The sequence below is a fragment of the Ruegeria sp. O11 genome, from assembly GCF_056535285.1.
In genome coordinates this window covers 66850-90778 of the sequence record NZ_JBQERS010000002.1, presented here as the reverse complement: position 1 = coordinate 90778, position 23929 = coordinate 66850, and the positions used below count along the sequence as shown (strand labels likewise).

Here is a 23929-nt window from a genome sequence, read left to right as displayed (position 1 = left end):
TCTCCTTTGATTTAGGGACCAATGATCAAGTTCGGCAGTGTCAGCGATATTGCCGGTACAAAAGTGATCAGCATGAGCGCGGCAAAGATGGCGAGGTAGAAAGGCCAAATCGTTTTGACCGCTTTCTCCATCGGTAGTTTTCCAACAGCACACCCTACAAAGAGACAGGTCCCGACAGGTGGTGTGCAAAGACCAAGACCGAGGTTCACCAAAAGGATCATGCCGAACTGTAGCGGGTCGATGCCCAGCATGTTCATCACCGGCAGGAAAATCGGTGTGCAGATCAGGATCAACGCGGCCATGTCCATGATCATCCCCAAGAGCAACAGCACAGCGTTGATCATCAACAAGATTAGGATCGGGTTTTCTGTGATACCCAACAGGAATTCGACTGTTTTTGTCGGCACCCGGTTGAACGTTAGCATATAGGCAAAGGCACCGGCGCAGGCGATCAGGATCATCACCATAGACGTTGTGCGCACCGAAGAGATAACGGCGGTTTTGAAGTTTTTCCAGGACAGGCTGCGATAGACAATAAGCGTCACCACAAAGGCATACATTGCCCCGAACGCGCCGGATTCCGTGACCGTAAAGACGCCTGACAAGACCCCTCCAACAATGATCACGGCCGTCAACAAGCCAGGGATCGATCCAACAAAGGCGATGGCCAGTGCGGTCCAACCCGGAAACTGTTCGGCCTGATAGCCGCGCTTGACCGCCACGACATAGGCGGCAATCGCAAGGCAGCAACACATAAGGACACCGGGCACAACTCCGGCCAGGAACAGTTTTGAGATTGAAACTGCACCGCCTGTTGCAAGGGCAAAGATGATCATGTTGTGGCTGGGCGGGATGATGATCCCGGCAATTGATGATGTCACTGTGACGTTCACCGCATAATCGGCATCATAGCCTTTATCCTTCATCACCGGGATCAGGATCGACCCAAGCGCCGAGATATCGGCAATTGCCGATCCGGAAATGCCTCCAAACAACATGGACGAGAAGACATTGACGATACCAAGCCCACCGCGCACAGCGCCTACGGCGGCCTGCGCGAACCGAACCAACCGGATCGCGATACCACCGTGAAACATCAACTCGCCCGCAAAGATGAAGAACGGGATCGCCATTAGGGAAAAGACGTTGATCCCGGACACGATACGCTGGAATCCAACAAACATCGGCAATCCTTCAAACCAAAAGGAAGCCAATGCAGCGATACCAAGGGCGTATGCTACTGGCGCGCCGATGATGACACAAAGGGCAAAAACCCCCAACAGAATCATGAGTCCCATGACTATCCCTGATCTATGTTGTCTTGGCGTTCGTCTCGGCCCAGAAACAGGCGGATCAAATGGCCAGTGGAAAAAAGGAACACCAAAGCGCCGCTGATTGTCAGAGGCAAGGAGCGCAAGCCTTCTGACCATTGGATGAGCGGGATCAGGGTGTTCCATTTGAATATGGTCAGCTCGATCCCGTACCAAAACATCATGCCACCGAAACCTGCCATCAGGACATCAGTGAGCACGACGAAAACCGTTCGCACAGAGGGTGGGACTAAATTGCGGAACACGACAACAGAGAGGTGCGTGTGATTGTGCACGCCCGCAGCCGCACCGAGAAACGCGATGACCATGACCAACAGCAGTGAAACCTGCTCGACCCAAGTGGGCGTGTTGTTCAGAACGTAGCGGCCAAATACCAGCCAGGCAAAGATCGCTGTCATTACAACAATGGCAACGCCAGACAGCAACATGCAACCTCGTGCGAGCAGATCAAGAATCCTGTCCATGTTGCGCATGGCGGCAGGTGGGGTATCGGGCTCTTGCATTGGATTTCCTCTGAGACAAAACGCCCGGCATCCAATTGGCGGAGCCGGGCGCTCAAAGTTGGACTGTTACGACAACTTATTCAGTGGCTTGCGCCATTTCTACCAACGCTTTCATGTCAGGATTTGCAGCCAAGTAGTCTGCATAAACCGAATCCATTGCGGACTGGAATGAGCCCTTGTCGGCGATTTCATTGACGGTGATGCCGGCCGCTTCAACATCTTTACGCGCTTGTTCAGAGCCAATTGCCCAAAGCTCACGCTGGACCAATGCGGCTTCTTCTGCGGCACCGCGCACAGCGGCTTGCAATTCAGGAGACAGCGCATTGAATTTGGCCGTGTTCACGCAGATGCACTCGGGGATAATCAGGTGCTCGGACAAAGAATAATTTGTGGTCACTTCATAGTGACCGACATTCTTGAACGACGGGAAGTTGTTCTCCGCACCATCAACAACGCCGGTTTTCAGCGCTTGCTGAACTTCGGAGAATGCCATTGGAGACGGGTTACCGCCCATAGCTGAAATCATAGATGTATAAAGATCGTTGTTCATCACACGGATTTTCAGACCTTCGACATCTGCGGGCGTGTTGATCGGCTTTTGGCTGTAGAAAGAACGCGCACCGGCATCAAACCATGCCAGTGGCAGAACGCCTGCTTCACCCATCGCAGCTGAAACAACCTCACCGGCGTCGCCGTCCAGCACGCGGAACATGTGCGGCACATCTTTGAAGATGAAAGGAAGCGATACAAGGTTAGCTTCTTTCACCATTGGGCCAATAGGACCGAGGTTGAAGTTACCGACCTCGATTGCGCCGATACGAACCTGTTCTAGGGCATCCGGTTGGGAACCAAGAACACCACCGTGGAATACATCGACGGTAACTTCGCCGTCTGTAGCGGCGTCAACCAGTTCGGCAAACTTGTCCATTGCAGCCGTGTTGGGATGGCCGTCGTTGTGGATATTCCAGGCTCGCCAGTTTTCGGCTGAAGCTGACGTTGCAATGAATGCCACAGCGGTCGCAGTTGCAAAGAACGATTTCGTGAAAGTCATGGGTTCTCCTCCCCGGTTATTTTTGGACAGGATTTGGCTTTCATGGAATTTCAGAGACCGTAAGCCACGTAGCTTTCGATTTCCCCCAAGAACCAGAATCGCTGCTGCCCTTAAAGGGACACTAGTATCCAAGTTATGTCAACTGTAGGCTTTTAGTATGTCAGATTGCTTGACAGTCGAAAGCGCAGGGCATTTGATAGGTGACAGGCCTACATTGGTTCACTCAAGCAAAACAAAATAGAATATTCTATTTGTTTCAATGCCATAACAGTGGATCTGTAATTTGAAACGTGACTAAGACAGAGGGCGCAAGCAACATACCGTGGAAGAAATTGTCAGACGAACCACAACCGATGCGGTCTATGAAGCGCTACACGACGAGATCGTTTCGCTTGAAATTCTTCCCGGTACAAAGCTATCCGAAACAGAGGTAGCCAGCCGATTCGGCGTATCACGCCAACCTGTTCGCAACGCATTCACAAGGCTCGGCAACGAAGATCTGCTCTTAATACGACCACAAAAGGCGACCGTAGTTCGAGGGTTTTCTATGGAGCGTGTGGCTCTCGCGCGATTGGTTCGAATGGCGGTGGAGCTAGAGATCGTCCATCGAGCAATGGAAGTTTGGGACGCAGCAAGTGAAGCAAGACTTGAAGAAAATCTCGCCTTACAAGAGCAGGCGATCAGTGACGGTGATCTATCGGCGTTTCACTCGCTGGACTATGATTTTCACAAACTGATCTACGTGCTCAGCGGCAATCCGATGGCATTTGATGTAATGCTAGAATCCAAGCAAAAGGTTGACCGGCTTTGTATGCTCAGTCTTGAAAAGGGCAGTGCCGCAGACGCCATCCTCGCCGATCACCGAGAGATTGCAGAGACCATGGCGGCAGGAGACCATGACCAAGCGCAAGCCGCTGTCAGAAAACACCTGTCCCGCCTCGACGAAACAATCGACTTCATTCACAAGACGCACCCAGGCTACTTTGAGTAACCGAGGCCATGCGATCTGGTCGTCTCAGGCCGTTCCTCGTTCCGGACGATCATTATCAATATTGAATTTCATGCCGTCCAAAAGCTCTTCCAAATCGGGACGTGCCGCAGGGCCGTTAGAGATATCGGCCAGCATCAGCGTCCCATTCGGACGGATGGCAAACGCGCCAGGTTCGGCGAACAGACCCGTCGTTTCTGCATCAGATAGAGGCGATGACACGTAAAGACCAAGCGCGCGCATTTGCGCTTCAGTCATTCCATAGCAAAGATCAAAATCCCAGCCGAATTCTGCTTTGTCTGCCGCAGCTTTTTCTTTGTTGTCGGCAGAGACAACGATAACGTCCATAACGTCAGCCCATGCTGACAGCGCCACATTCAACTTGTTCAAGAAGCGCTTGCAGCGAGGACAATGCTTGCCTCGATAAACAAACAACATGGTCCAGCGGTCTTTTTGTTGACCGATCGTAACCTTGTCATCAGACCCCAGCCTTAAAAAACTCATTTGCTCGATTTGCGCGCCGACATTTGGTTTGGCTGAGGTCATGAGTCGTTCCTTTCTTCTACAAACAAGGCTTTGCGCGGATACCGTTGGCTTAGTTCATGTCACGTCAAGGCAATGATTGAAACCAAGATCGCGATATCATTGGGTGCTTGAAAGGCACGCTCGATCTAAGTTTGCTGTTAGTTAACGAGGAAACACCGATACCTACCCGCCGTCACTCTACGGCCCTCATTGCAGGCGGACGTCTAATGCCGCAACAGGTGTGAGCGCATCCAGCGTATCTGTATCGAATTCAACGCGACCTGATCGCATTTGGCCCCAAGAAACCTTTACAATCGAGACAAGAACGATCAAACGACCAGCCTCGTGAAATCCGCCACGTCACCGACAGCGCTTTACTGTAAACGCGAAGAACTGCTGCGTATTCACTACCTGCAACCGCAAAAGTCCGCTTAGGCTGCATTGCGGTCTTCGTCGACCCGGATCTCGAATGGCAGGTTTTGCGACCACCGCATGAATTGCAGCATCATACCGAAACGCAAACTTCACTGAACGGGTGTTATGTGAAGCGATCTCTGGTTGAGTGGTCCGTCCGTCCACAGCCTACCGGCCCAATCACCTAACACCACATTGAGCGGCTTTTTCCCGCCCCATTGATCTTGTTCGCCCAGTCCGATATTCAGTTCGGCTGCGTTTTCGGCCGTCTATCCGAGCCCAGCCCAAAACCAACGAGCCAACCGATGGAGGGTGCCATGTAGTTCAGAAACTGCATGAAAGGCCAATGACATGGCCCATTACAAACGCAAACGTCCCCGTACCGTGCTTGGGAACGGGTACTCACGCCTAGGTCTGAGCCGTCGTCTCGGAAAAGACCCGGATGATGTCCGGTGGCTTGGCAATTGGCCACGCTATCACGACATCACCTGTCACACGCGTCCAACGAGACGCAAATCCAAGGCTCTTGCGTTCGGCATCCTGAAAGGCGCTGATCCTGACGACCTAGTCTGGCCCGATGGGCGCAAGCCCCACCACTATTATTGGTGAGTATGTGCGGCGGAAGCATTCCATAACTCCGCCGCGCACTTTGGCTCAGGTGGCCGTTGAGACGACCGAAGCAGTTTGGCCCGTTGCGGCCATCGTTAGATCACGAACCGAGTCCCGCGTCTTTTCTCACTATGTGCCGCAGCAAGTTATTGCCCTCGGTCGTGAGGTCGTGGCGATCTTCGTTCTTTTTCACCACGGCTGCCCACGCCATCTGATCTTGTATGAAATCGTCAACGATCGCTATACGTTGTCCACGGCCCATTTCCTTGGTTTTACTTTTCAACGTCAAAAGCCTGTCAATATGCCCCACTAGGTCGGGTGGCAGGTCCTGATCATTAATGAGATCATGCAGGTTCATCGGCGGCGGCGTATCGGGTATCTGCCTGATCCACGAGATCGCCAAGGCGGGTCTCATTATGTAGAAATACGCCTTGAAGCTCACCTCCTGGCTCTCACCAACATGCTTGTCCCACTGTTTCTGTGCCAGGTTGCGATAGTGGTGCAGGCAGGACTCGCCGTAGGTCGTCTTGGCTGCGAAGGCAATCAGCTGTTTGCATATCGGGTCATTCCATCTGTACCTGATCGGACTGGATAACCATTCCAACATCACAGGGTTAGGTTTGATCAACAAACCAAGCGCTTTGCGAATATCCCACCCGTTTATGTCCCAATCGCCCTCAATGGGCAGTTCGATGACATCGCGACCGGGCTCAACACTCAGATACCAGTCTGGCCGATGTACATAGATGAAGCGTACATCGTAATCACTGTCGGGAGACGGGAAACCCCATGCGCGGCTACCGCTTTCAATGGCGAACAACACTCGGACATCGTAATCCGATTCCAAAGCGGTGAGCTTAGATTGGATGACCTGCTCGATCTGAGGCGAAACGCTAGAGGTGAAAGTTGGACGGGTCATTGTGTTTCTCGCAGTCTCAGGACAGCCATCTGGGATGGTACAACATAGTTTTTGTCAACAAGACCTAGGGAAGCAACCGCGGAACTATGGCCATCGGAGGCGGCATTATCATGTCCCAAACCTTGCTATTATTGGTGAGCATGCGCTGTAGAGTATCTGGCCAATTCCGCCGCGCACTGGTTCAAAAATCCATCGAGACCATCAAGTCAGATTAACTCGTTACTCTGGTCGCTAGTTCCCGAACCACATCTCGTGTCTCGTTCGGGTAGGCACGAACAAACCCAGCCTCGCAGGGGATTGTCTCAACTTTTCTACGATCCAGTGCCGGACCCAAATGGATCGCGGCGATCTCAAACTGCTCTGCCATTTGGCCCAGCGTTACGTAGGACACTTCAAACGTCTGAATACTCTCTTCGGTGATGTAGTAACGATAGTGCTGCGTGTCCGGGTTTCGCAGTTTTATCTGGTTCAGGTATCCGCCATCCCGCAATAACCGGATTGACCCGACGCTAATTCTCAAGCGCGCCGCCGCATCCAGAAGAGACAGATCACCAGAAAACACGCGCTCCGATTTTTCCAAGATCTCAGCGCAGTCTATAAGAATTCCAGCCAACCCCTCTACGTCCGGATCTCTCCAAACGCCGGTCAGTCGGCCTGCTGCCAAATCGGCGACAACGCGAGCTAGGGCCACCCCGCTCTGTCGGCTGTACTCCGAGAGGGGCAACCTATGACGTGCCCGAGAGGCAATGCGCAGGCCTTCAAGCCTAGTCAGCAAGGTCTGTACCGAGGACGATGGAACATAGCGCAGAGACGTTCCAAAACGATAGGCTTCCAGAACATTATGCCGGATCAGTGCCTTAACATGGACCGGATGGATATTCAGCTGGACTGCGGTGGATTTGGTATTCTGCAACCCAGACCAGAAGTCGAGCACCGCAGCCAGATCCTCATGGCTGACATCCTTCATGTATGACAGGTCGCTCGCATTTATACCGCGAAGATGGGCGAGAATACCTCGCACCCGAACCTCGCCGACCCCATGTAGCTCCCGCACGCGTTCAAGCGTGATGAGTTTGGGCGCTGAGATTTCCGTACCCAGAACTTTTGCGCCGGTCTGCAGCGGATAGTTTTCACGCACAAAATCCTGCACACAAGCCCTGAGGACTGCTGTCGCCGGGTCCTCTTCAGTTTCCTTAAGCCAGGTGTAGAATTCGCCCATATCTGTCGTGAAATAGGACCGCTTGGCGGAAGACCGGCGCCTGGCACGCTCCAACTCAGATTTCAGGGCTTCCGGCCCAGTCTTCAGAACCTCGAAACCAGCCGACATGCAAGTACGCTCTTGTTCGAAGTCCAAATCCGAGCGGCCGACGCCGCGGCCCATGGAAATCGCCATACCTAATGTCAGAGCGGACTGATGAAGATGCGTCAGCTCCAGCGAGTCCAACCAGTCACCGGCGACCCCAAACTCAATACGACGGCTCAGGTAAGTTTCAAACGAGGATCGCCCAAGCGATGTCGCGTCTTGAGCGGCTTCAAAGATCAAATCTTGGTGACGCGTCACTTGTTCAACCACATCATAGGTGCGATGTACGTATGACGCGTTGGGAAGCTGGAGCAGCGGAACGCCGTGTTTTGCGCAAGTCCCAATCGGAAGCACCAACCACTCAACAAGTTGAAACGCGTTCTCAGGGCCCGACCTATCAATGACATCCACAATACACTTCGGACAGATTCGGGTGGTAGCCCGACGGAACGAACCTGTGGTGGCAAAGGAATTCCCGACGCGGTACCGACAGGGGCCAACCAATCTGGATGCCGCCAATTCCAACGCCTCAAGTGGCACCCCAGCCAGTTGTGACAGCCGCTCCAGCTGATCCGGATGGGCCGAACAGATATGGGGCCATCTCAGACCTAGGTCTGAGCAGAACTCCCTCGGAATACTGCGATTGCGGCGTGACAGGCGGGCGACATAAGAGGCAGGGGTTTCCATGTGATGATGAGTCAAAGTCAGAGCAAGTAGTGCTGTCATGACAATCCTCCATCCGGCGAAGGGTCATCGAGATCCAACCAGCCCATGATGGTTCTGACATCAATGCTCAGGTAGTCTTGGGCAAGGAACGGGTTGAATGCAGGGATACACCCCGACTTGCGCCGGAATGCCTCTGCAAAATGTGCAAGACGGAGTTGGGTATCACCGTCATAAAGTGCCTCTTCTATCCCGCTCAGACACATTTCGATGAACAATCCAAACTCATTGCCACCTGCATGGACCAGCCGCTTGAGAAACTCTCTCTGTTGAAGTTCGATGGAAGGTATCAGACCAGATTTCACAACGAACTCGCCAAATATCTCTGTGATTTCGGGTTCATGGGATATCCAGCTCACTGCACCCAGGTGCACAACATCTATGCGCCTTTTAAGCTGAACATCCGAATTGATCATCTCGATCAGATCGGGCGTGCCAGACAGAACGCGAAGGTCACACTTGATCTGCTCATGTTTAGCTAGATCGACTACCAAATTTCCTGCCATGTCAAATGTTCCGACTGATTCCAGTAAGCGAAACCTAGCAAATGACCTCAAAGATGTCATTTTTATTGTTTATTTTCTGATGTTTACGCATTCGCGCCTCAAAAATTCAATGCAATGTCAGGCGGTCATCAGTTAAGCTGCTGTAACGCCAACAGCTTTGCGCCAACCGGTGCAAACAAAGATATCTGACTTTGAAGAAACTGGATAAGGCTTGAACACAGTATTCGAAATAAAATGTGGCAGAGTTCCGACTATTTTCCTGCGAGAGACGCCAAATGCGTGGCAGCCATACCTGCGCCGCAAACTCCTCGCTCTACTCAAACTTAGCAAAACCCATAGGGAATTTGCTGAACGGCTCGGAATTAACCCGTTGGTGGTGCGTCGGCTCTTGGATTTGCTTGGCGTCGACTATGTTCAACGCCTCTATAGGCAATATCAAAGGGGAAAGACCTGTTCAGATATTGCCAATGCAAACGGGATGAAGCCAGCAACGCTGTCCAAACTCTTTAGGGAACGCGGCTTTGAGGTGCAGCGCGGGGTTCGCAGGCCCAAAGTGCCAAAACATAAGCTGCGCCGTATTTGGACAGAGACCCAAGTAATCAACAGGGTGGCGCGAAAACTCAAAATCCGCTGGGAAACGGCGCTACGTCTGCTCGAGGATGAAAAGCTGATCGTGGGTTACAAAGGTCGACCGAGAAAACTCTCAAAATCATCACGGCCGCCTTAGGTTTTTCGTATGCACCTCAGGGGCGTTTTAGAAAATCTAGTTTAGTCACGGCCGGCCCTAAGCAGTCACCTGAAAACAGTCTTCGATGCTGCGCAGCGGCGCGCCAAAGGAGACATTCGCGGTCAACGCGAAATTCGAACACCGGGGAGGTCTTGAGCGTAGAGCGACGCCATCCTCGGACTGAACCGCCAGAACCGTCAACCAAGCTTAACCAGATATGTGGTGTCGAGCGAAGGGATCCTGCGTGTTCTTTGAAAGCCAACCTAAGCACACCGCTGTAATACTCGAGAACCGCGATTCTACCCCAGTAGTTCTTGCAGGGAATTCTTCGTTTTGTCGTGACTCAATTTCGAATGCTCGGCGATTAAATCAGCCAACTCTGGCCGACATGAACCGCAGTTCGTTCCCGCACTAAGGGCGCCTCCGATATCGTCCACATTGATCAAACACTTGTCGTGAATGGCGCGGATAAGGGTTTTTAGCCCGACTTCGAAACACGAACAGACGATTGGGCCGCAGTCCTCAGAATCAACAGATGACTGGCCAGACAGAATTTGCTGAGGCGTTACCTCAGGCAAAGTTGCCAAATAGCCTCGCATCAGGGTGATAGGTCGGCGCGAGACGAAGAGCACTGCCAGAATGCGCTGACCGTCTGACAGCGCAATTCTATAAGAGCCGCGTTTGGGATCTTCTACTGAAGTCGCCGTTGCATCCGGTAAACTAAACCAAACGCGAGCGGTCTTTTCCCAGTCTTCAATAATCTGGTTCCCAGCCAACTCCATCCTGTAGCCGTTGGTTGTTCTGGCTGTCGCCGAATACTCTGCTTCAGGGAACGCTGCATCGGCTGAAACGGCGAAACCGTACCATGCTGCTCTCATACGTCGAACAGATACCGCTGTTGATTTGCTTTCCGGCTGACCAGAAATCGGGTCAGTTACACAGGGAATTATCTCGTTTACACGGGCCGACGGTGCCGTTTCTCCGGTCCAGTGAATGGGCGCAAACACATTGCCACGCGCAATAGATTCCGTAATGCGAAGCCGAAATATGCCGCTGCCGACTGAACTACTAACTTCGACCAAATCGGCAGGACCAAGCCCCATTTGATCAACGTCCTTCGGGTTCATTTCCAAATAGGGCTCGGCAAGGTGGGCCGATAAACGAGGCGACAATCCGGATCGGGTCATGGTGTGCCACTGATCCCGATTTCTCCCTGTGTTCAACAGGAAAGGGTAGCGTTCTGATGGCTCTGCCTTGGGCGTTCGATGGGTGACCGGCACAAACCGCGCCTTGCCATCAGGATGAAAAAACTGCCCGTCTCCGAAGAAACGACCGTCAGTTTTCCGCGATGCCGTGGGCCATCGTGTCGGGCACATCGCATCATAATCTTCGTCGTTGATGTCCGAAAAGCCAGCAATCTCAAAGTCTTTGCCAAATGAGACGGCAAGCGAGGACATGTTCGCATATTCCCTAAAAATCTGCGCCGCAGACTCATAGCTGAAGGCCTCGGCCCAACCCATGCGGCGGCCAACCTCGGCCAAGATATCCCAATCCGCACGTGCCTGTCCCGGAGGGGTCAGAACGGCTCGTTGCCTGCTGATCATGCGGTCGGAATTGGTTACTGTGCCGCTTTTTTCGCCCCATCCTGCTGCTGGAAGCAATACGTCTGCGAGACGCGCGGTGTCTGTTTGGGCAGTCAGGTCGCTTACAACGGTGAATGGGCAGTTTTTGATCGCCGCCTTGACTCGATCGGCGTCCGGCATCGTGGCCGCTGGATTGGTGTGGATGATCCAAAGTGCTTTGATCTGGCCATCTTTAACGGCGCGAAACATGTCGACAGCTTTGAGCCCCTGCTTTTCTGGCAGGATGGGCGCTTTCCAAAAGTCCCGGACGGCTGCTCTGTGGGCCTCGTTTTCGATATCCAGGTGACACGCAAGCATGTTGGCCAGACCGCCGACCTCTCGACCACCCATGGCGTTCGGTTGGCCGGTAACCGAGAACGGGCCCATCCCTGCGCGTCCGATGCGCCCCGTAGCCAGATGGCAGTTCAGGATCGCGTTGACTTTGTCTGTTCCGCTGGAGGATTGGTTTACGCCTTGACTGAAAATCGTAACAACCCGCTCGGTTCCAATCCACAGATCGCAAAACGCTTCGATTTCACCTGGGGTAAGTCCGGTCTCATCCGGATCATCAAGCTGTGCGAGTTCGAGGACTTCAGTGTACCCTACGCTGCGATCCAGAAAATCCGGTGCCACATGCCCAGATTGGTGAATTCTGCTCAGCAAGCGGTTGAACAATGCCACGTCACTGCCGGGTTGCAACGCCAGATAGAGATCGGCCTGATCGCAGCTGGCTGTTCGGCGCGGGTCGACAACCACAATCTTCGTACCGCGCGCCTGACGCGCAGCTATGACGCGTTGATAGAGAACGGGATGGCACCATGCGAGGTTTGAGCCAACCAAGACAACCAAATCAGCCTCATCCAGATCCTCATAAGTCCCGGGCACGGTATCTGTGCCAAAGGCGCGTTTGTGTCCGGCCACAGTTGACGCCATACACAGTCGAGAATTGGTGTCGATGTTGGCCGACCCCATAAAACCCTTCATCAGCTTGTTGGCGACGTAATAATCCTCTGTCAGCAACTGCCCCGAGACGTAAAATGCCACGCTGTCCGGTCCATGGTTCTTGATTGCGGCAGAAAACCGATCTGCGACCAGTTGCAGCGCGTTGTCCCAGTTTGTGTCTCGGCCGAAGGCGCGAGGAGCCAGCAACCGATGTTCCAGCCCAACTGTTTCTCCCAAAGCCAATCCTTTCGAGCACAAACGCCCAAAATTCGCTGGATGATCCGGATCGCCGCGAACGGTCAAGCCTCCGGCCCCATCGGGCCGCAAAAGCACACCGCAGCCGACCCCGCAATAGGCGCAAGTCGAGCGAACTTCAGGCAGACCACTTCCGTCCATCAGGCGGCGCTCCGCCGGGTAACTGCACTGTCGTCTAACAGGATACGGTCGTCTTCAATGCGCACGGGATAGATGGTAATGCGGCCATCATCCGCGCCTTGCGCCTCGCCCGTATTCAGGTCAAATACCCAATTGTGCAAAGGACAGGTCACCGACTGCCCGTGCACGATACCCTCAGACAAAGGACCGCCCTTGTGCGGACAGCTGTTAGTCGCAGCATAGACCTCCACCTCGGCAGTACGGAAGACAGCGATGCAGCCGATATGCGTCTTGACCAGACGCGCCCCACGCAAGGGAACCTCGTCGATATGTCCGATGTCGATCCAGCTCATTCCGCGGCCTCCAATGTGAAATCTGCAATTGGCGCGTAGGTTTGCGCTTTTTCTTTGACGTGTTCGGCCCAGGGGTCTTTGCGGTAGATGTTTTGCGACAGTTCGAACCGCGCGACGAGGGCCGCGCGATTTTCAAGGTCGTCCACGACCTGCACCTTGACCCAGTCCATGCCCACCTTACCCAGCCATTTATATAAACGGTCCAGATACTTGCCGCCTTCGCGATAGGCTTGCGTGACGGCCATCACGATCTCGATCGCTTCTTCTTCGGTGGGAATCTGACAGAGTAGCTCGGTCTCTTTGACATCCATCCCTGCGGCCCCGCCGATGCTGATCTGATAGCCAGATTCGACGCAGACCACGCCGATGTCCTTGCAGGTCGCCTCGGCACAGTTTCGAGGGCAGCCAGATACGGCCAGCTTCAGCTTGTGCGGCGTCCACGACCCCCACAGGATTCTTTCAAGCTTTATGCCAAGCCCGGTGCTGTCCTGAGTACCAAACCGGCAATGATCGGTGCCGACGCAGGTTTTGACCGTGCGCAAACCTTTGGAATAGGCGTGGCCAGAGACCAGCCCGGCTTTGTTCAGGTCTGACCACATGGCGGGCAGATCTTCGCCTTTGACGCCCAGCAGATCGATCCGCTGACCGCCCGTGACCTTGACGGTGGGAACATCGTATTTATCCGCCGCATCTGCAATGGCGCGCAGTTCGTCGGGCGTGGTGATCCCGCCCCACATACGCGGTACAACGCTGAACGTGCCATCCTTCTGGATGTTGGCGTGTTTGCGTTCATTGACGAAACGGCTTTGTGGGTCGTCTTGGTATTCCAGCGGCCAGTCGGCCAGCAGGTAGTAGTTGATCGCGGGCCGACAGACATGGCAGCCATTGGGCGTCGTCCAACCCAGTTCCTGCCAGACGGCAGCCTGACTTTTTAACTCCTGCCCTTTGATCAGGCGTCGCACATCCTCATGGGTCAGGTCGGTGCATCCGCAGACCGGCTGCGCGGCAGGCATCTGGAACGCGTCGCCCAGAGTGACCTGCAACACTTGCTCAACCAATCCTGTGCAAGTTCCGCAGGATGCACTAGCCTTGGTGGTCGTGCGCACCGCGCCCAGATCACCCGCCCCCGCATTGATCGCCTCGACGATGTCACCTTTGCATACGCCGTTGCAGCCGCAAATCTCCGCCTCATGCGGCAATGCTGCAACGGCTGAGAGAGGGTCCGCAGTGTCGCCCCCCTGATATGCGGGTCCGAAGATCAGCGTCTCGCGCATTTCTTCTACGCTGGTGCCGTCTTTGATGAGGCCAAAGAACCAGCTGCCATCAGTGGTGTCACCATACATGACCGCGCCGACCAGCCGATCCTCTTCAATCACAAGCCGTTTGTAGACCCCGCGCGAGGGGTCGCGGAACACGATATCCTCGCGCCCCGGCCCATCCGCAAAATCCCCCGCACTGAACAGATCGCAGCCGGTGACCTTCAACTTGGTGGAGAGGGTTTTCTGAGCAAACGCAGCCTCTTCACCCAACAAAGCCTGCGCAGCCACTTTCGCCTGATCGTAAAGCGGCGCGACAAGACCGAAGACCGCCCCGTCATGTTCGACGCATTCACCTACCGCAAAGACATCCGGATCCGAAGTCAGCATCTGGTCATCCACATGGATACCGCGCCCGGTGGCCAGCCCAGCCTGTTGCGCAAGAGCTGTGTTGGGGCGGATACCCACGGCCATGACAAGCAGATCACAGGGCAATTCGGTCCCGTCGTCCAGAAGCAGCGCGCGGACCTTTCCGTCCTGTCCGAGGATTTCTTTAGAGTTCGCCTGCAGGCAAATCCTGATGCCTTTGTCTTCTAGCGATTTCTTCAGCAGGTAGCCTGCGGCCTCATCTAGCTGTCGCTCCATCAGGTGGCCCATGATATGCACCACCGTCACGTCAACGCCATGGGCAGCCATACCCGCGGCGGCCTCGAGCCCCAGCAAGCCGCCGCCGATCACGACCACCTTGTTGTCAGGGCCCATGCCTATCATCTGCTCGGTGTCTTCCAGATCGCGGTAGGCAATCACGCCCTCCAGATCATGCCCTGGCAGAGGGATCATGAACGGGTTAGACCCGGTCGCAATCACCAGCTTGTCATAGGGAACGTGGCCGTTCTGACCTTCGACCACCTTCATCTCGCGGTCGATCTTCGCGACCTTTTCACCAAAGCGGCAGGCAATGCCCCGCGCGGCATACCAGGCGTCGTCATGGGTGACGATCTCTTCATAGGTTTTCTCGCCCGACAGTACCGGGCTGAGCATGATACGGTTGTAGTTCCCGCGCGGCTCGGCGTTGAACAGGGTGATGTCGAACGCATCCGGCGCGGCTTCGGTCAGGTGTTCCAACACCCGGCCTGAGGCCATACCCGCGCCTATGACAACAAGTCTTTGCTTCATGATTTCACTCCGCTGCAATCGCCTTGGGGGCGGGTGTTTTTGGCTTGGCGCCATGTTCATATTCTTCGAGGAAATCGAGGACTTCCTGCCGGTAAGCATAGTAATCCGGGTGCTCCAGCAGCGCTTTGCGCGTGCGCGGACGCGGCAGCTCAACCTTGGTGATCTTGCCGATCGTTGCCTGCGGACCGTTGGTCATCATCACCACGCGATCAGCCAGTAAGATCGCCTCATCCACGTCGTGGGTAACGCAGATCGCAGTGACCTTGGTGCGGGACCAGACCTCCATCAGGACTTCCTGTAATTCCCATCGGGTCAGGCTGTCGAGCATGCCGAAGGGCTCATCGAGCAACAGCAGCTTGGGGGACAGGGCAAAGGCGCGGGCGATGCCGACGCGTTGCTTCATGCCGTTCGACAAGTCGGAGGCGGATTTGTCCATAGCATCGGCCAGTCCGACCCGTTCCAGATAGTATTCGACCACATCCTGACGCTCGGCCATGCTGGCCTTTGGATAGACCTTGTCCACCCCAATCGCGACGTTCTCCTTGGCGGTTAACCATGGGAACAGGTTGGGGGATTGGAACACCACCGCGCGTTCGGGATCGGCCCCTTCGACGTGACGGCCATCCAGCTTGATCGCACCCTTCGAGATGTCGTTCAGCCCCGCCGCCATGGTCAAAACCGTGGACTTGCCACAACCCGAATGGCCGATCAGCGAGATGAACTCGCCCTTGTCGATCTTCAGTTCGAAATCCTCGACCACGGTCAGAGGGCCTTTGGGCGTCGGATAAACCTTGTGAAGCTGCGAGAAGTCGAGGAAGCGGTTCTCGATCAGCCCCTTTTGCGCCTCGGCCACCGCCGTTGGAACACCGTGGATTGGGGTGACATCCGGGAGGATACGCGAGCCTTCGACCTTGGCCTCGATCCCCACATCCATCAGGTATTTGGTAACGTCCGCGCGCAGGCGTTTGAAAGTCTCGTCATTGTTCATCGCAGCGCGTTCGCGCGGACGCGGGATTGAGACAGGGAATTCCTGCCCCAGCGTGCCATCTGGGTTCAGGGCAATGATACGGTCGGCCAGAATGATCGCCTCATCAACGTCATTGGTGATGAGGACACAAGTTTTCTTGTCGGCTTCCCAGATATGTTCGATCTCATCGGCCAGATTGGCGCGGGTCAGCGCGTCGAGCGCCGACAGAGGCTCATCCAGCAACAAAACCTCGGGGTTCATCGACAAGGCACGCGCCACGTTGACCCGCTGGCGCATCCCACCCGACAGCTCTGCCGGGCGGCGGGACGCGGCGTGACTGAGGCCGACCATCTTGACGTAATGCGCGATTTTTTCGGCCTTCTCGGTCTTGCTGAGACCCGGAAAGACCGTATCCACCGCCAACCCCACATTGCCACTGACCGTCAGCCAGGGCATCAGCGAGTAGTTCTGGAAGATCACGCCACGCTCGGGGCCCGGCCCTTTGATCGGAGTGCCTTTGAAGGTGACCTCTCCGCCGGTTGGGGTGTCCAGCCCGGCCATTAGATTGATAAGGGTGGTTTTGCCGGTGCCGGAAAAACCGAGGATCACCAGAAACTCACCCTCTTGCACGTTAAGATCGATGCCTTTCAGCACATCCGTGCGAGCGGTACCTTCACCGAAGGATTTCGAGGCGTTCTTGAAACTTAGGATGCTCATCGCACTCACCGGTTGTTTGTGAAGGTAAACAGGGATTGCAGCGCGTACATCACCCGGTCCAGCAGGAAGCCGATGATACCGATGGTGAAGACCGCAACCATGATCTTGGCGAGCGAACTGGAGGAACCGTTCTGGAACTCATCCCAGACGAATTTGCCCAGACCGGGGTTCTGCGCTAGCATTTCCGCCGCAATCAGAACCATCCAGCCGACGCCCAGCGACAGGCGCAGGCCGGTGAAGATCAGAGGCAGGGCAGAGGGCAGCACCAGCTTGGTGATCTTTGTATAAGTATTCATTTTCAGGACTTTGGAGACATTCACCAGGTCCTTATCGATGGAGGCTACACCCAAAGATGTATTGATCAATGTGGGCCATAGCGAACACAGGGTCACGGTAATGGCCGAGATCAGGAAGGATTTCGCGAACCAGCCGTCATTGGTGACGTAAACGGCCGAGACGATCATAGTGACGATCGGCAACCAGGCCAGCGGCGAGACCGGTTTGAAGATCTGGATTAGCGGGTTTAGGGCTGCATTTGCAGTCGGAGACAGGCCGGCTGCGATACCAAGTGGGACCGCGATGACGGTGGCGATCAGAAACCCAAAAAACACTGTTTTGATCGAAGTCCAGATTTGCTGATAATAGGTCGGAGCACCCGTGAAGGCGACCTCTTTCACTTTCTCCGGCTGGCCAGCGTCAATGAATTTCTGATTGCGCTTCTCGACCATGGCCTCGAACTTCGCGCGTTTGGCCGCTTTGGCCTTGGCATCCTGGTTCAGGCTGACCATCTCTTCCCAAACCTGCGCCGGCCCCGGAACCGCGCCGAGAGAGGTCTGCACCTTGGGGGCCAGCGTTCCCCACAGCAACAAGAAGGCGCAGATCGACAACAGAGGCACGATCAGCAACCGCCAGATCTCGGTCATCTGCGTGCGCGGGTTGTCCCCAGCGGCGGCTTTCAGGACCGGGGTCGCCCAGCTGAGACCCAGAACCTGGAACCATTTGTCGGCTGCATTGATGCGGGTGAAAAGGCGGGCGCGACGTTCCTCTCGGGCAGCGTCTTCGTTGAAATCGGGATCGACCGTTGTCATCTGATGTGTCCTTGCGATGGCGGGGCACTTTGGGGGCTGCGCCCGGCGCGGGCCGGGCGCGGGATTTGGGGAATTAGCCTTGCACGTCCGAGCCGATGATCTTCTGCTCGCCCTTCAGGCCTATGGACAGGCTTTCGAGATAGGCGTTGGGTGTGCGTCCGTCGTAAGCGATGCCGTCAATGATATCCTCGGCCGGGGTCGGCGCTTTGTAACCATCCCTGTCCCAGGGGAAGTCGGCTTCTTTCGCCAGACCTTCGTCGACCAGCAAGCGGGCGGCTTCCAAATAGATCTCGGGTTTGTAGACGGACTTGGCGACCTCGTCATACCAGCTGTCGGGCTTGGACTCGGCAATCTGCCCCCAGCGGCGCATCTGCGTCAGGTACCAAACGGCGTCCGAGTAGAATGGATAGGTCGCGTTGTAGCGGAAAAACACGTTGAAATCGGGGACCTCACGCTTGTCGCCCTTCTCATACTCGAACGTGCCGGTCATCGAGTTGGCGATAACCTCATAGTCCGCACCCACATATTCAGCCCGGCTCAGAATCTCGACGGCTTCAGGGCGGTTGGCATTTTCGTTCTCGTCCAGCCACATCGCCGCGCGTATCAGGGCCTTAGTCACGGCCAGAGTAGTGTTGGGGTACTGTTCTGCGAACTCGGCATTGAGACCAAAGACCTTTTCGGGGTTGTTCTTCCACAGCTCGTAGTCGGTAATAACCGGAACGCCGATACCCTTGAACACAGCCTGCTGATTCCACGGCTCACCCACGCAATAGCCATAGATCGTGCCGGCCTCCAACGTGGCAGGCATCTGCGGTGGAGGGGTCACCGACAGGAACACATCCGCGCCAATCTGACCGGTCACGTTTTCAGGGCTGTAGTAACCCGGATGCAGACCACCGGCGGCCAGCCAATAGCGCAGTTCGTAGTTATGGGTCGAAACCGGGAAGACCATGCCCATGTTAAAGGGCTTGCCTTCTGATTTGTACTTCTCGACGACCGGGGCCAGAGCCTCGGCGCTGATCGGATGCTGGGGACGGCCGTCGTCCATCACCGGGATGTTCGGCTTCATCTCTTCCCAAATCTCGTTGGAGACGGTGATGCCGTTGCCGTTCAGGTCCATTGAGAATGGCGTGATGATATGGGCTTCGGTCCCATACCCGATGGTTGCGGCCAATGGTTGTCCGGCCAGCATATGTGCGCCGTCAAGCTGTCCGTCAATCACGCCATCCAACAGCACCTTCCAGTTTGCTTGTGCTTCCAGCGTCACGAACAGGCCTTCGTCCAGAAAGTACCCATTCTCATAGGCGACAGCCAACGGCGCCATGTCGGTCAGTTTGATAAAGCCAAAGGTCAGCTCGTCTTTTTCCAGTTCCAATTCGGCCAGTGCTGGAGACACAAGCGCCGTCGTCGCGGCGAGGCCTAAAAGAAGCTTTTTCATCTCGATCCCTTTCGGTTCAGCCCAACCCCATGGGCAAACAAAAAAGCCGCCGACACAGTCCGCCGGGAGGAGGTGGCGGATGGTCGAGCGGCTTTGCTCTTCTAAGGTGCCCTGGATTGTGGGCGAATTCCGTCGGTGGGCGTCGTTGCCTTCCGATGTCCCGATTAAGTCAGACGCGCAGTGCGACGTCATCATTTTTTGACATCTTCAATTCGAGAATTCTGCAGCGCAGCAAAAAGAGATGCTGCGCTGCAAAAAAATTGTGCAATCTTACCCTGCGGGCTCGAAAATGCGCCGGTCGAAGAAGACGTTCCGAGACAGAATCAGGCTGCCATGGGCCGAGGCAACTGCCGTCGACTCAGACAAAGCTCCTTCAAGTTTCTCGGATGCGCCGGGTGTTTCCACACCAAGCCCTTGCAACTCGCGACGATAGAGATCACTTCGAAAGACTTTAGCTGCTTGTCGTTCCGCTGTCCCGACGTCCAGCCCGTTTCTTAGCGCCAATTGATGCGCGATCCATTTTGCCTGACTACGCCACGGGAAGGTGGCAGCACCGTCAAAAAACTCGACAAACCTTTCCACACTGCGTTGCTCGCCGCGTGCAGATATGGCGAACTCACCCATTAACGCTCGGTCAATCAGCTCGGGTGAGACATTGAGGTAGGTTTTGCGTGACAGCATCTCGGACGCGGTTGTTCGGCTGTCCAAGTTTGACAGCCAGCGTCCCGCACGCCATACGGTCCGCATGAGACTTCCCAGCAAATGCGGTTCCGTCTCGGCCCAGTCGTTTCTGACTGCCAACACCTTTTCAGGTGCACAAGTCCAGATCGCCTTTCCGGGCAACAGCAGTGCGCCAACACTGTCGTCCACTGCGAAGGAGCCCCAAGGCTCGCCCACGCAAAAGGCATCGATCTCGCCTCCCGCAAGCGCCTGCGCCATGAGTGGCGGCGGGACGGTGCGGATTTCGACCTGTTTTGAGGCCAGTTTGGTTCCCGCAATCCAATAGCGCAGCAGCTCGACATGCATTGAAAATGGGAAAGGCACGCCAAACACCAAGACTTCATCGGCAGCTTTTGCCAGTGCAGCCCCAGCCGCAGCGGCATCGGTGAAATCAAAACCATAGCCCTGGTCGATCAGTCGCTCGGCCAATTGCGTTCCAACACCTATAACATTGCCGTTCAAAGACAGGACAGATACCGCAGATAGCGGTGTCGCGATTCCACCAAGACCCAAAGCCATCGCAACGGGGACAGGCGATAGTAGATGCGCCGCGTCCACATGCCCAAAGGCCAGCATATCGCGCAGAGAGGACCACGATGGCGCCGGACGCAGGTCCAGCGAAATGCCTTCAGCATGGTCGAACCCCATCTCGCGCGCGACGATCAACGGGGCCGCGTCGACAAGCGGCATATACGCGACGGGCAGTGTTACGGTTCTCATGACAACAACCCCGAAGCAGTGACCAAGGCTTCGGCCACCTCGGCGACGCGGCGGTTTTGGTTCATCGCGGTTTTTCGGAGTAGCGCATAGGCTTCGTCTTCCGAAATGCCCTTCGCTTTCATCAGCAAACCTTTTGCGCGGTCGATCACTTTACGCTCTTCAAGCGCACGGCGGGTTTCTGCAAGTTCAGTCCGCATCTGGCGCAGCACCTGAAACCGAGCGATGGCGGTATCGATAACAGGTTTAATTCGCTCAGCTTGCAATCCATCGACAACATAAGCCGATACACCGGCCTCAACGGCAGCTTTTGCCAATCCGCCTGCGGCGCCTGAGACGAACATAGCCACGGGTCGTTCCAATGGGCCCGAAGCAACGGTAAGTTCTTCCAACATATCTCGAGAGGGGTTGTCGATATCAATCAGGACAATATCTGGGCTATGAGTAGCAATTTTCCTTGCCAGCCCGGAGACATTGCCGATTACAGAAACGTCTACGTCTCCGGCCTCTTTAAGAGCATCTACAATCGCAAAGGCTCGTTCTTGGTTCTGCTCGACTACAACGACAGTTAGATGTTGGTTCATAGGGTCACAAGTGAGGCCAAGGCGCATTGGTAGCAATTCCAGCGCCATTTAATGATTCATCAGGCTGCCGTTCGCCCAATTTTTCAGCTTGATTTCATACTTAGCGGAATACCTGCACAGTTTTTCTACATGCCATCAAAGAAATCCGTGATAGCATATCGCATCATTTTTTTGGTTTTTCAGTTGCGCTACCAGTTTGCTTGAGGCACCAGATTCCACTTCCATCTGCGGATCAAAACCGAAGGTCCGCTTTGACAACTAAAGCAATGTGTTCCCGCGCCTGCAGCAAATGGCCGCTTTCCGCCCGATTCATTAGAATAACAACGCGTTCTTGCGCAAATAGTAAAGGCGAAGCCTGCTCCGCTGCACCTGTTTTGGGGCAGCGGGATTTGGACAAGCCAAACGCCCCTGGCCATCAGGGGTAAGGCGCTGCCTTCCCCCTCGGGCAACCCTATTAGACAACACCGTGTCCTCGGCTACGCTTGCGGGCCGCACCACTATTGTCGAATAGCATTGCCTCGCCCCCATCCGCGTTCGCCACGTGGCAGATCAGCAGGAACAGGCGCCTTCGGCGTCTGATCTGCAAATCAGCCCTGATTTTCCCAATGGAGAAGTCAGGATCATTGAAAACGGTCTAGGTGCTGGATGAAGGATGTGAGGCGAAAATGGAAAGGTTCTGTCGCTGGTGGCAGAACTATGTGTCGCCTGACACAGGAAACCAGTGGCGGACCGAGGATCCGCCGCCCGACTTTCCAGTGCATTCCGAGAAATTCCAAATAACTTATATTTTGCAATTATATAGAGGGTTTCCATTTCCGTCGCAGTCCATCATAGTCCCGGGGGTTCCGTTTTCTATTGGGGGAAGGATTGGGGGAAGAGATGGCAAGCCACCTGAACCGCAGGCCTGTAAAGGCCCTGACCGCGCAAGCAGTCAGAAATGTTACTGAGCCAGGCAAGTATTTCGACGGGAACGGGCTCTATCTCCGCGTCGACGCTAACGGCTCACGCTATTGGGTTCAGCGGATCACAATTCGCGGCAAACGACGCGAACTAGGACTTGGCTCACCTTCGCTTGTATCATTGGCTGAGGCGCGCGAGATGGCCCAGCAGAACCGCAAGCTGGCCCGCGCCGGTGGCGACCCGCTGCAAGCGCGCCGCGAAGCGCTGGCGATTTTGACCTTCGAGAAAGCCGCGCGGAAAGTTCATGCACTTCACCTGCCGACGTGGAAAAACAAGAAACACGCGGCACAGTTCATTACAACGCTTGAAACCTATGCCTTTCCCAGGCTGGGAAAGCTGAAAGTGCAGGATGTTACAACTGCCGACGTGCTGGCGGTGCTCACCCCAATCTGGACAGAGAAAGCCGAAACCGCCCGCAGGGTGCGGCAGCGTATCGGCACGGTGATGAAATGGGCGATTGCGCAAGGATGGCGGCAAGATAACCCCGCAGAAAACATCTCTCAGGCACTACCGAAAATCACCCGCTCTCCCAAACACCGGAAGGCCCTACCCTATTCCGAGGTTTCCGGTTGCATCGCGGCGGTGAAGCAATCGCAGGCCGGGCTATCAACCAAACTAGCGCTGGAATTGCTGATTTTGACCGCCACCAGATCCGGTGAGGTTCGCAACGCTCGATTGAGTGAAGTCGACCTAGAAGGGGCAGTTTGGGAAATCCCAGCCGAACGAATGAAGATGAAGCGCCCGCACAGAGTGCCCTTGTCACCGCGTGCCGTGGACATTCTGAAAGAGGCCAGGACGATTGCAGATGGATCTGAACTGGTATTCCCCGGAACACTTAAAGGCCGCCCGCTGTCGGACATGACCCTTTCGAAGCTGGTTAAAGAACTGGGCTTCGAGGCCGACGTTCACGGGTTCCGCACATCCTTTCGAACATGGGCGCAGGAAAAGACCAATTTCCCGCGCGAGGTTGCCGAAGCAGCCCTTGCGCACCTGTTAGGTGACGAAGTGGAGCGGGCATATGCCCGATCTGACCTGTTTCAGAAGCGTCGCAAGATGATGGAGGCCTGGGCTGCGTTCGTTCGCGAACAATCTGCCAATGGTGGAAATGTGATACCGATTGCGTCGACGCTACCGTCGGCTCCGTGACCTTTCGCTCACGATATGGCTTGCGATTTGTTCAGTATTAGCCCTCCTTCGGCACAGTCAAATTGCTAAGGAAAGCTGGCTTTGGTTAGAACAATCCGCTGCGGAGTCTAAAGCCTCTCTCACTTGGCCAACAACGCCTGTAACGTGTTATGGCCTCCCGGGCGTTCCGAGCAGGACCAAGCGCATGTTGCAATTTGTTGAGGTCAGACAGGGTCGCGAGCTGGATCTTGGCACCGAAAGGTCCATATGTGGTGTTGCAAAAGGCAACG

General features: G+C 55.2%; 19 protein-coding genes. 4 read left to right on the top strand and 15 right to left on the bottom strand.

Annotation, left to right across the window (positions count from 1 at the left end):
- Nucleotides 1-11: 11 nt before the first annotated feature.
- The 3 genes from ACRZ91_RS06820 to ACRZ91_RS06810 all read right to left on the bottom strand — a co-directional run bounded on the left by ACRZ91_RS06820 (nt 12) and on the right by ACRZ91_RS06810 (nt 2885).
- The gene (locus ACRZ91_RS06820) at nt 12-1298 is read right to left on the bottom strand and encodes a TRAP transporter large permease (RefSeq protein ID WP_480903560.1); all 1287 of its coding nucleotides are present in this window, start codon (nt 1296-1298) and stop codon (nt 12-14) included.
- A 2-nt stretch (nt 1299-1300) separates the two neighbouring features.
- Nucleotides 1301-1834, bottom strand: coding sequence for a TRAP transporter small permease (locus ACRZ91_RS06815; RefSeq protein ID WP_170717413.1), 534 nt, complete (start codon nt 1832-1834; stop codon nt 1301-1303).
- Between the two features lie 76 nt (nt 1835-1910).
- On the bottom strand, nt 1911-2885 hold the full coding sequence (locus tag ACRZ91_RS06810) for a TRAP transporter substrate-binding protein (protein WP_480903557.1): 975 nt from the start codon (nt 2883-2885) through the stop codon (nt 1911-1913).
- 322 nt (nt 2886-3207) lie between these two features.
- Here ACRZ91_RS06810 and ACRZ91_RS06805 point away from each other — a divergent pair, with 322 nt between their 5' ends.
- A complete protein-coding gene (locus ACRZ91_RS06805) occupies nt 3208-3876 on the top strand; it encodes a GntR family transcriptional regulator (protein ID WP_010437282.1) in 669 nt (222 codons plus the stop codon).
- A 24-nt stretch (nt 3877-3900) separates the two neighbouring features.
- Here ACRZ91_RS06805 and ACRZ91_RS06800 read toward each other — a convergent pair whose 3' ends face one another.
- Nucleotides 3901-4419, bottom strand: coding sequence for a redoxin domain-containing protein (locus tag ACRZ91_RS06800; RefSeq protein WP_010437281.1), 519 nt, complete (start codon nt 4417-4419; stop codon nt 3901-3903).
- A gap of 744 nt (nt 4420-5163) precedes the next feature.
- On the opposite strand from ACRZ91_RS06800, the gene ACRZ91_RS06795 reads away from it, so the two are divergent.
- Nucleotides 5164-5421 carry a hypothetical protein gene (locus ACRZ91_RS06795; RefSeq protein ID WP_480761593.1) on the top strand — a complete coding sequence of 86 codons (258 nt, stop codon included), beginning with the start codon at nt 5164-5166 and terminating at the stop codon, nt 5419-5421.
- Nucleotides 5422-5521: 100 nt separating this feature from the next.
- Here ACRZ91_RS06795 and ACRZ91_RS06790 read toward each other — a convergent pair whose 3' ends face one another.
- From ACRZ91_RS06790 to ACRZ91_RS06780, 3 genes are all read right to left on the bottom strand, one after another.
- Nucleotides 5522-6340: a nucleotidyltransferase domain-containing protein gene (locus ACRZ91_RS06790; RefSeq protein WP_480903552.1), complete on the bottom strand. Its 819-nt coding sequence runs from the start codon at nt 6338-6340 to the stop codon at nt 5522-5524.
- Between the two features lie 211 nt (nt 6341-6551).
- Nucleotides 6552-8369, bottom strand: a complete 1818-nt coding sequence (locus tag ACRZ91_RS06785; RefSeq protein WP_480903549.1) for a TniQ family protein — start codon at nt 8367-8369, stop codon at nt 6552-6554.
- A complete protein-coding gene (locus ACRZ91_RS06780; protein WP_480903547.1) occupies nt 8366-8872 on the bottom strand; it encodes a hypothetical protein in 507 nt (168 codons plus the stop codon). The genes ACRZ91_RS06785 and ACRZ91_RS06780 overlap by 4 nt, the downstream gene beginning before the upstream one ends.
- Nucleotides 8873-9083: 211 nt before the next feature.
- Between ACRZ91_RS06780 and ACRZ91_RS06775 the strand changes: the two genes are divergently transcribed.
- Nucleotides 9084-9599 carry a hypothetical protein gene (locus tag ACRZ91_RS06775; protein WP_480903544.1) on the top strand — a complete coding sequence of 172 codons (516 nt, stop codon included), beginning with the start codon at nt 9084-9086 and terminating at the stop codon, nt 9597-9599.
- A gap of 299 nt (nt 9600-9898) precedes the next feature.
- Here the strand turns inward: ACRZ91_RS06775 and ACRZ91_RS06770 are convergent, their stop codons facing one another.
- The 8 genes from ACRZ91_RS06770 to ACRZ91_RS06735 form a co-directional block, all read right to left on the bottom strand.
- Nucleotides 9899-12559, bottom strand: a complete 2661-nt coding sequence (locus tag ACRZ91_RS06770; RefSeq protein ID WP_480903541.1) for a molybdopterin-dependent oxidoreductase — start codon at nt 12557-12559, stop codon at nt 9899-9901.
- Complete coding sequence (nirD, locus tag ACRZ91_RS06765; RefSeq protein ID WP_170392822.1) at nt 12559-12891, bottom strand: nitrite reductase small subunit NirD; 333 nt, start codon at nt 12889-12891, stop codon at nt 12559-12561. Before nirD ends, ACRZ91_RS06770 begins: the two co-directional genes overlap by 1 nt.
- A complete protein-coding gene (gene nirB / locus ACRZ91_RS06760; RefSeq protein ID WP_480903537.1) occupies nt 12888-15323 on the bottom strand; it encodes a nitrite reductase large subunit NirB in 2436 nt (811 codons plus the stop codon). Before nirB ends, nirD begins: the two co-directional genes overlap by 4 nt.
- 4 nt (nt 15324-15327) lie before the next feature.
- Complete coding sequence (locus tag ACRZ91_RS06755) at nt 15328-17007, bottom strand: ABC transporter ATP-binding protein (RefSeq protein ID WP_480903534.1); 1680 nt, start codon at nt 17005-17007, stop codon at nt 15328-15330.
- 5 nt (nt 17008-17012) lie between these two features.
- Nucleotides 17013-18095, bottom strand: coding sequence for an ABC transporter permease (locus tag ACRZ91_RS06750; RefSeq protein WP_480903531.1), 1083 nt, complete (start codon nt 18093-18095; stop codon nt 17013-17015).
- A gap of 73 nt (nt 18096-18168) precedes the next feature.
- The gene (locus ACRZ91_RS06745; RefSeq protein ID WP_480903528.1) at nt 18169-19533 is read right to left on the bottom strand and encodes a CmpA/NrtA family ABC transporter substrate-binding protein; all 1365 of its coding nucleotides are present in this window, start codon (nt 19531-19533) and stop codon (nt 18169-18171) included.
- A 270-nt stretch (nt 19534-19803) separates the two neighbouring features.
- Nucleotides 19804-20973, bottom strand: coding sequence for an ABC transporter substrate-binding protein (locus ACRZ91_RS06740; protein ID WP_480903525.1), 1170 nt, complete (start codon nt 20971-20973; stop codon nt 19804-19806).
- A complete protein-coding gene (locus ACRZ91_RS06735) occupies nt 20970-21554 on the bottom strand; it encodes an ANTAR domain-containing protein (protein ID WP_170513598.1) in 585 nt (194 codons plus the stop codon). The genes ACRZ91_RS06740 and ACRZ91_RS06735 overlap by 4 nt, the downstream gene beginning before the upstream one ends.
- Nucleotides 21555-22433: 879 nt before the next feature.
- On the opposite strand from ACRZ91_RS06735, the gene ACRZ91_RS06730 reads away from it, so the two are divergent.
- On the top strand, nt 22434-23660 hold the full coding sequence (locus tag ACRZ91_RS06730) for a tyrosine-type recombinase/integrase (RefSeq protein ID WP_480903522.1): 1227 nt from the start codon (nt 22434-22436) through the stop codon (nt 23658-23660).
- Nucleotides 23661-23929 lie beyond the last annotated feature (269 nt).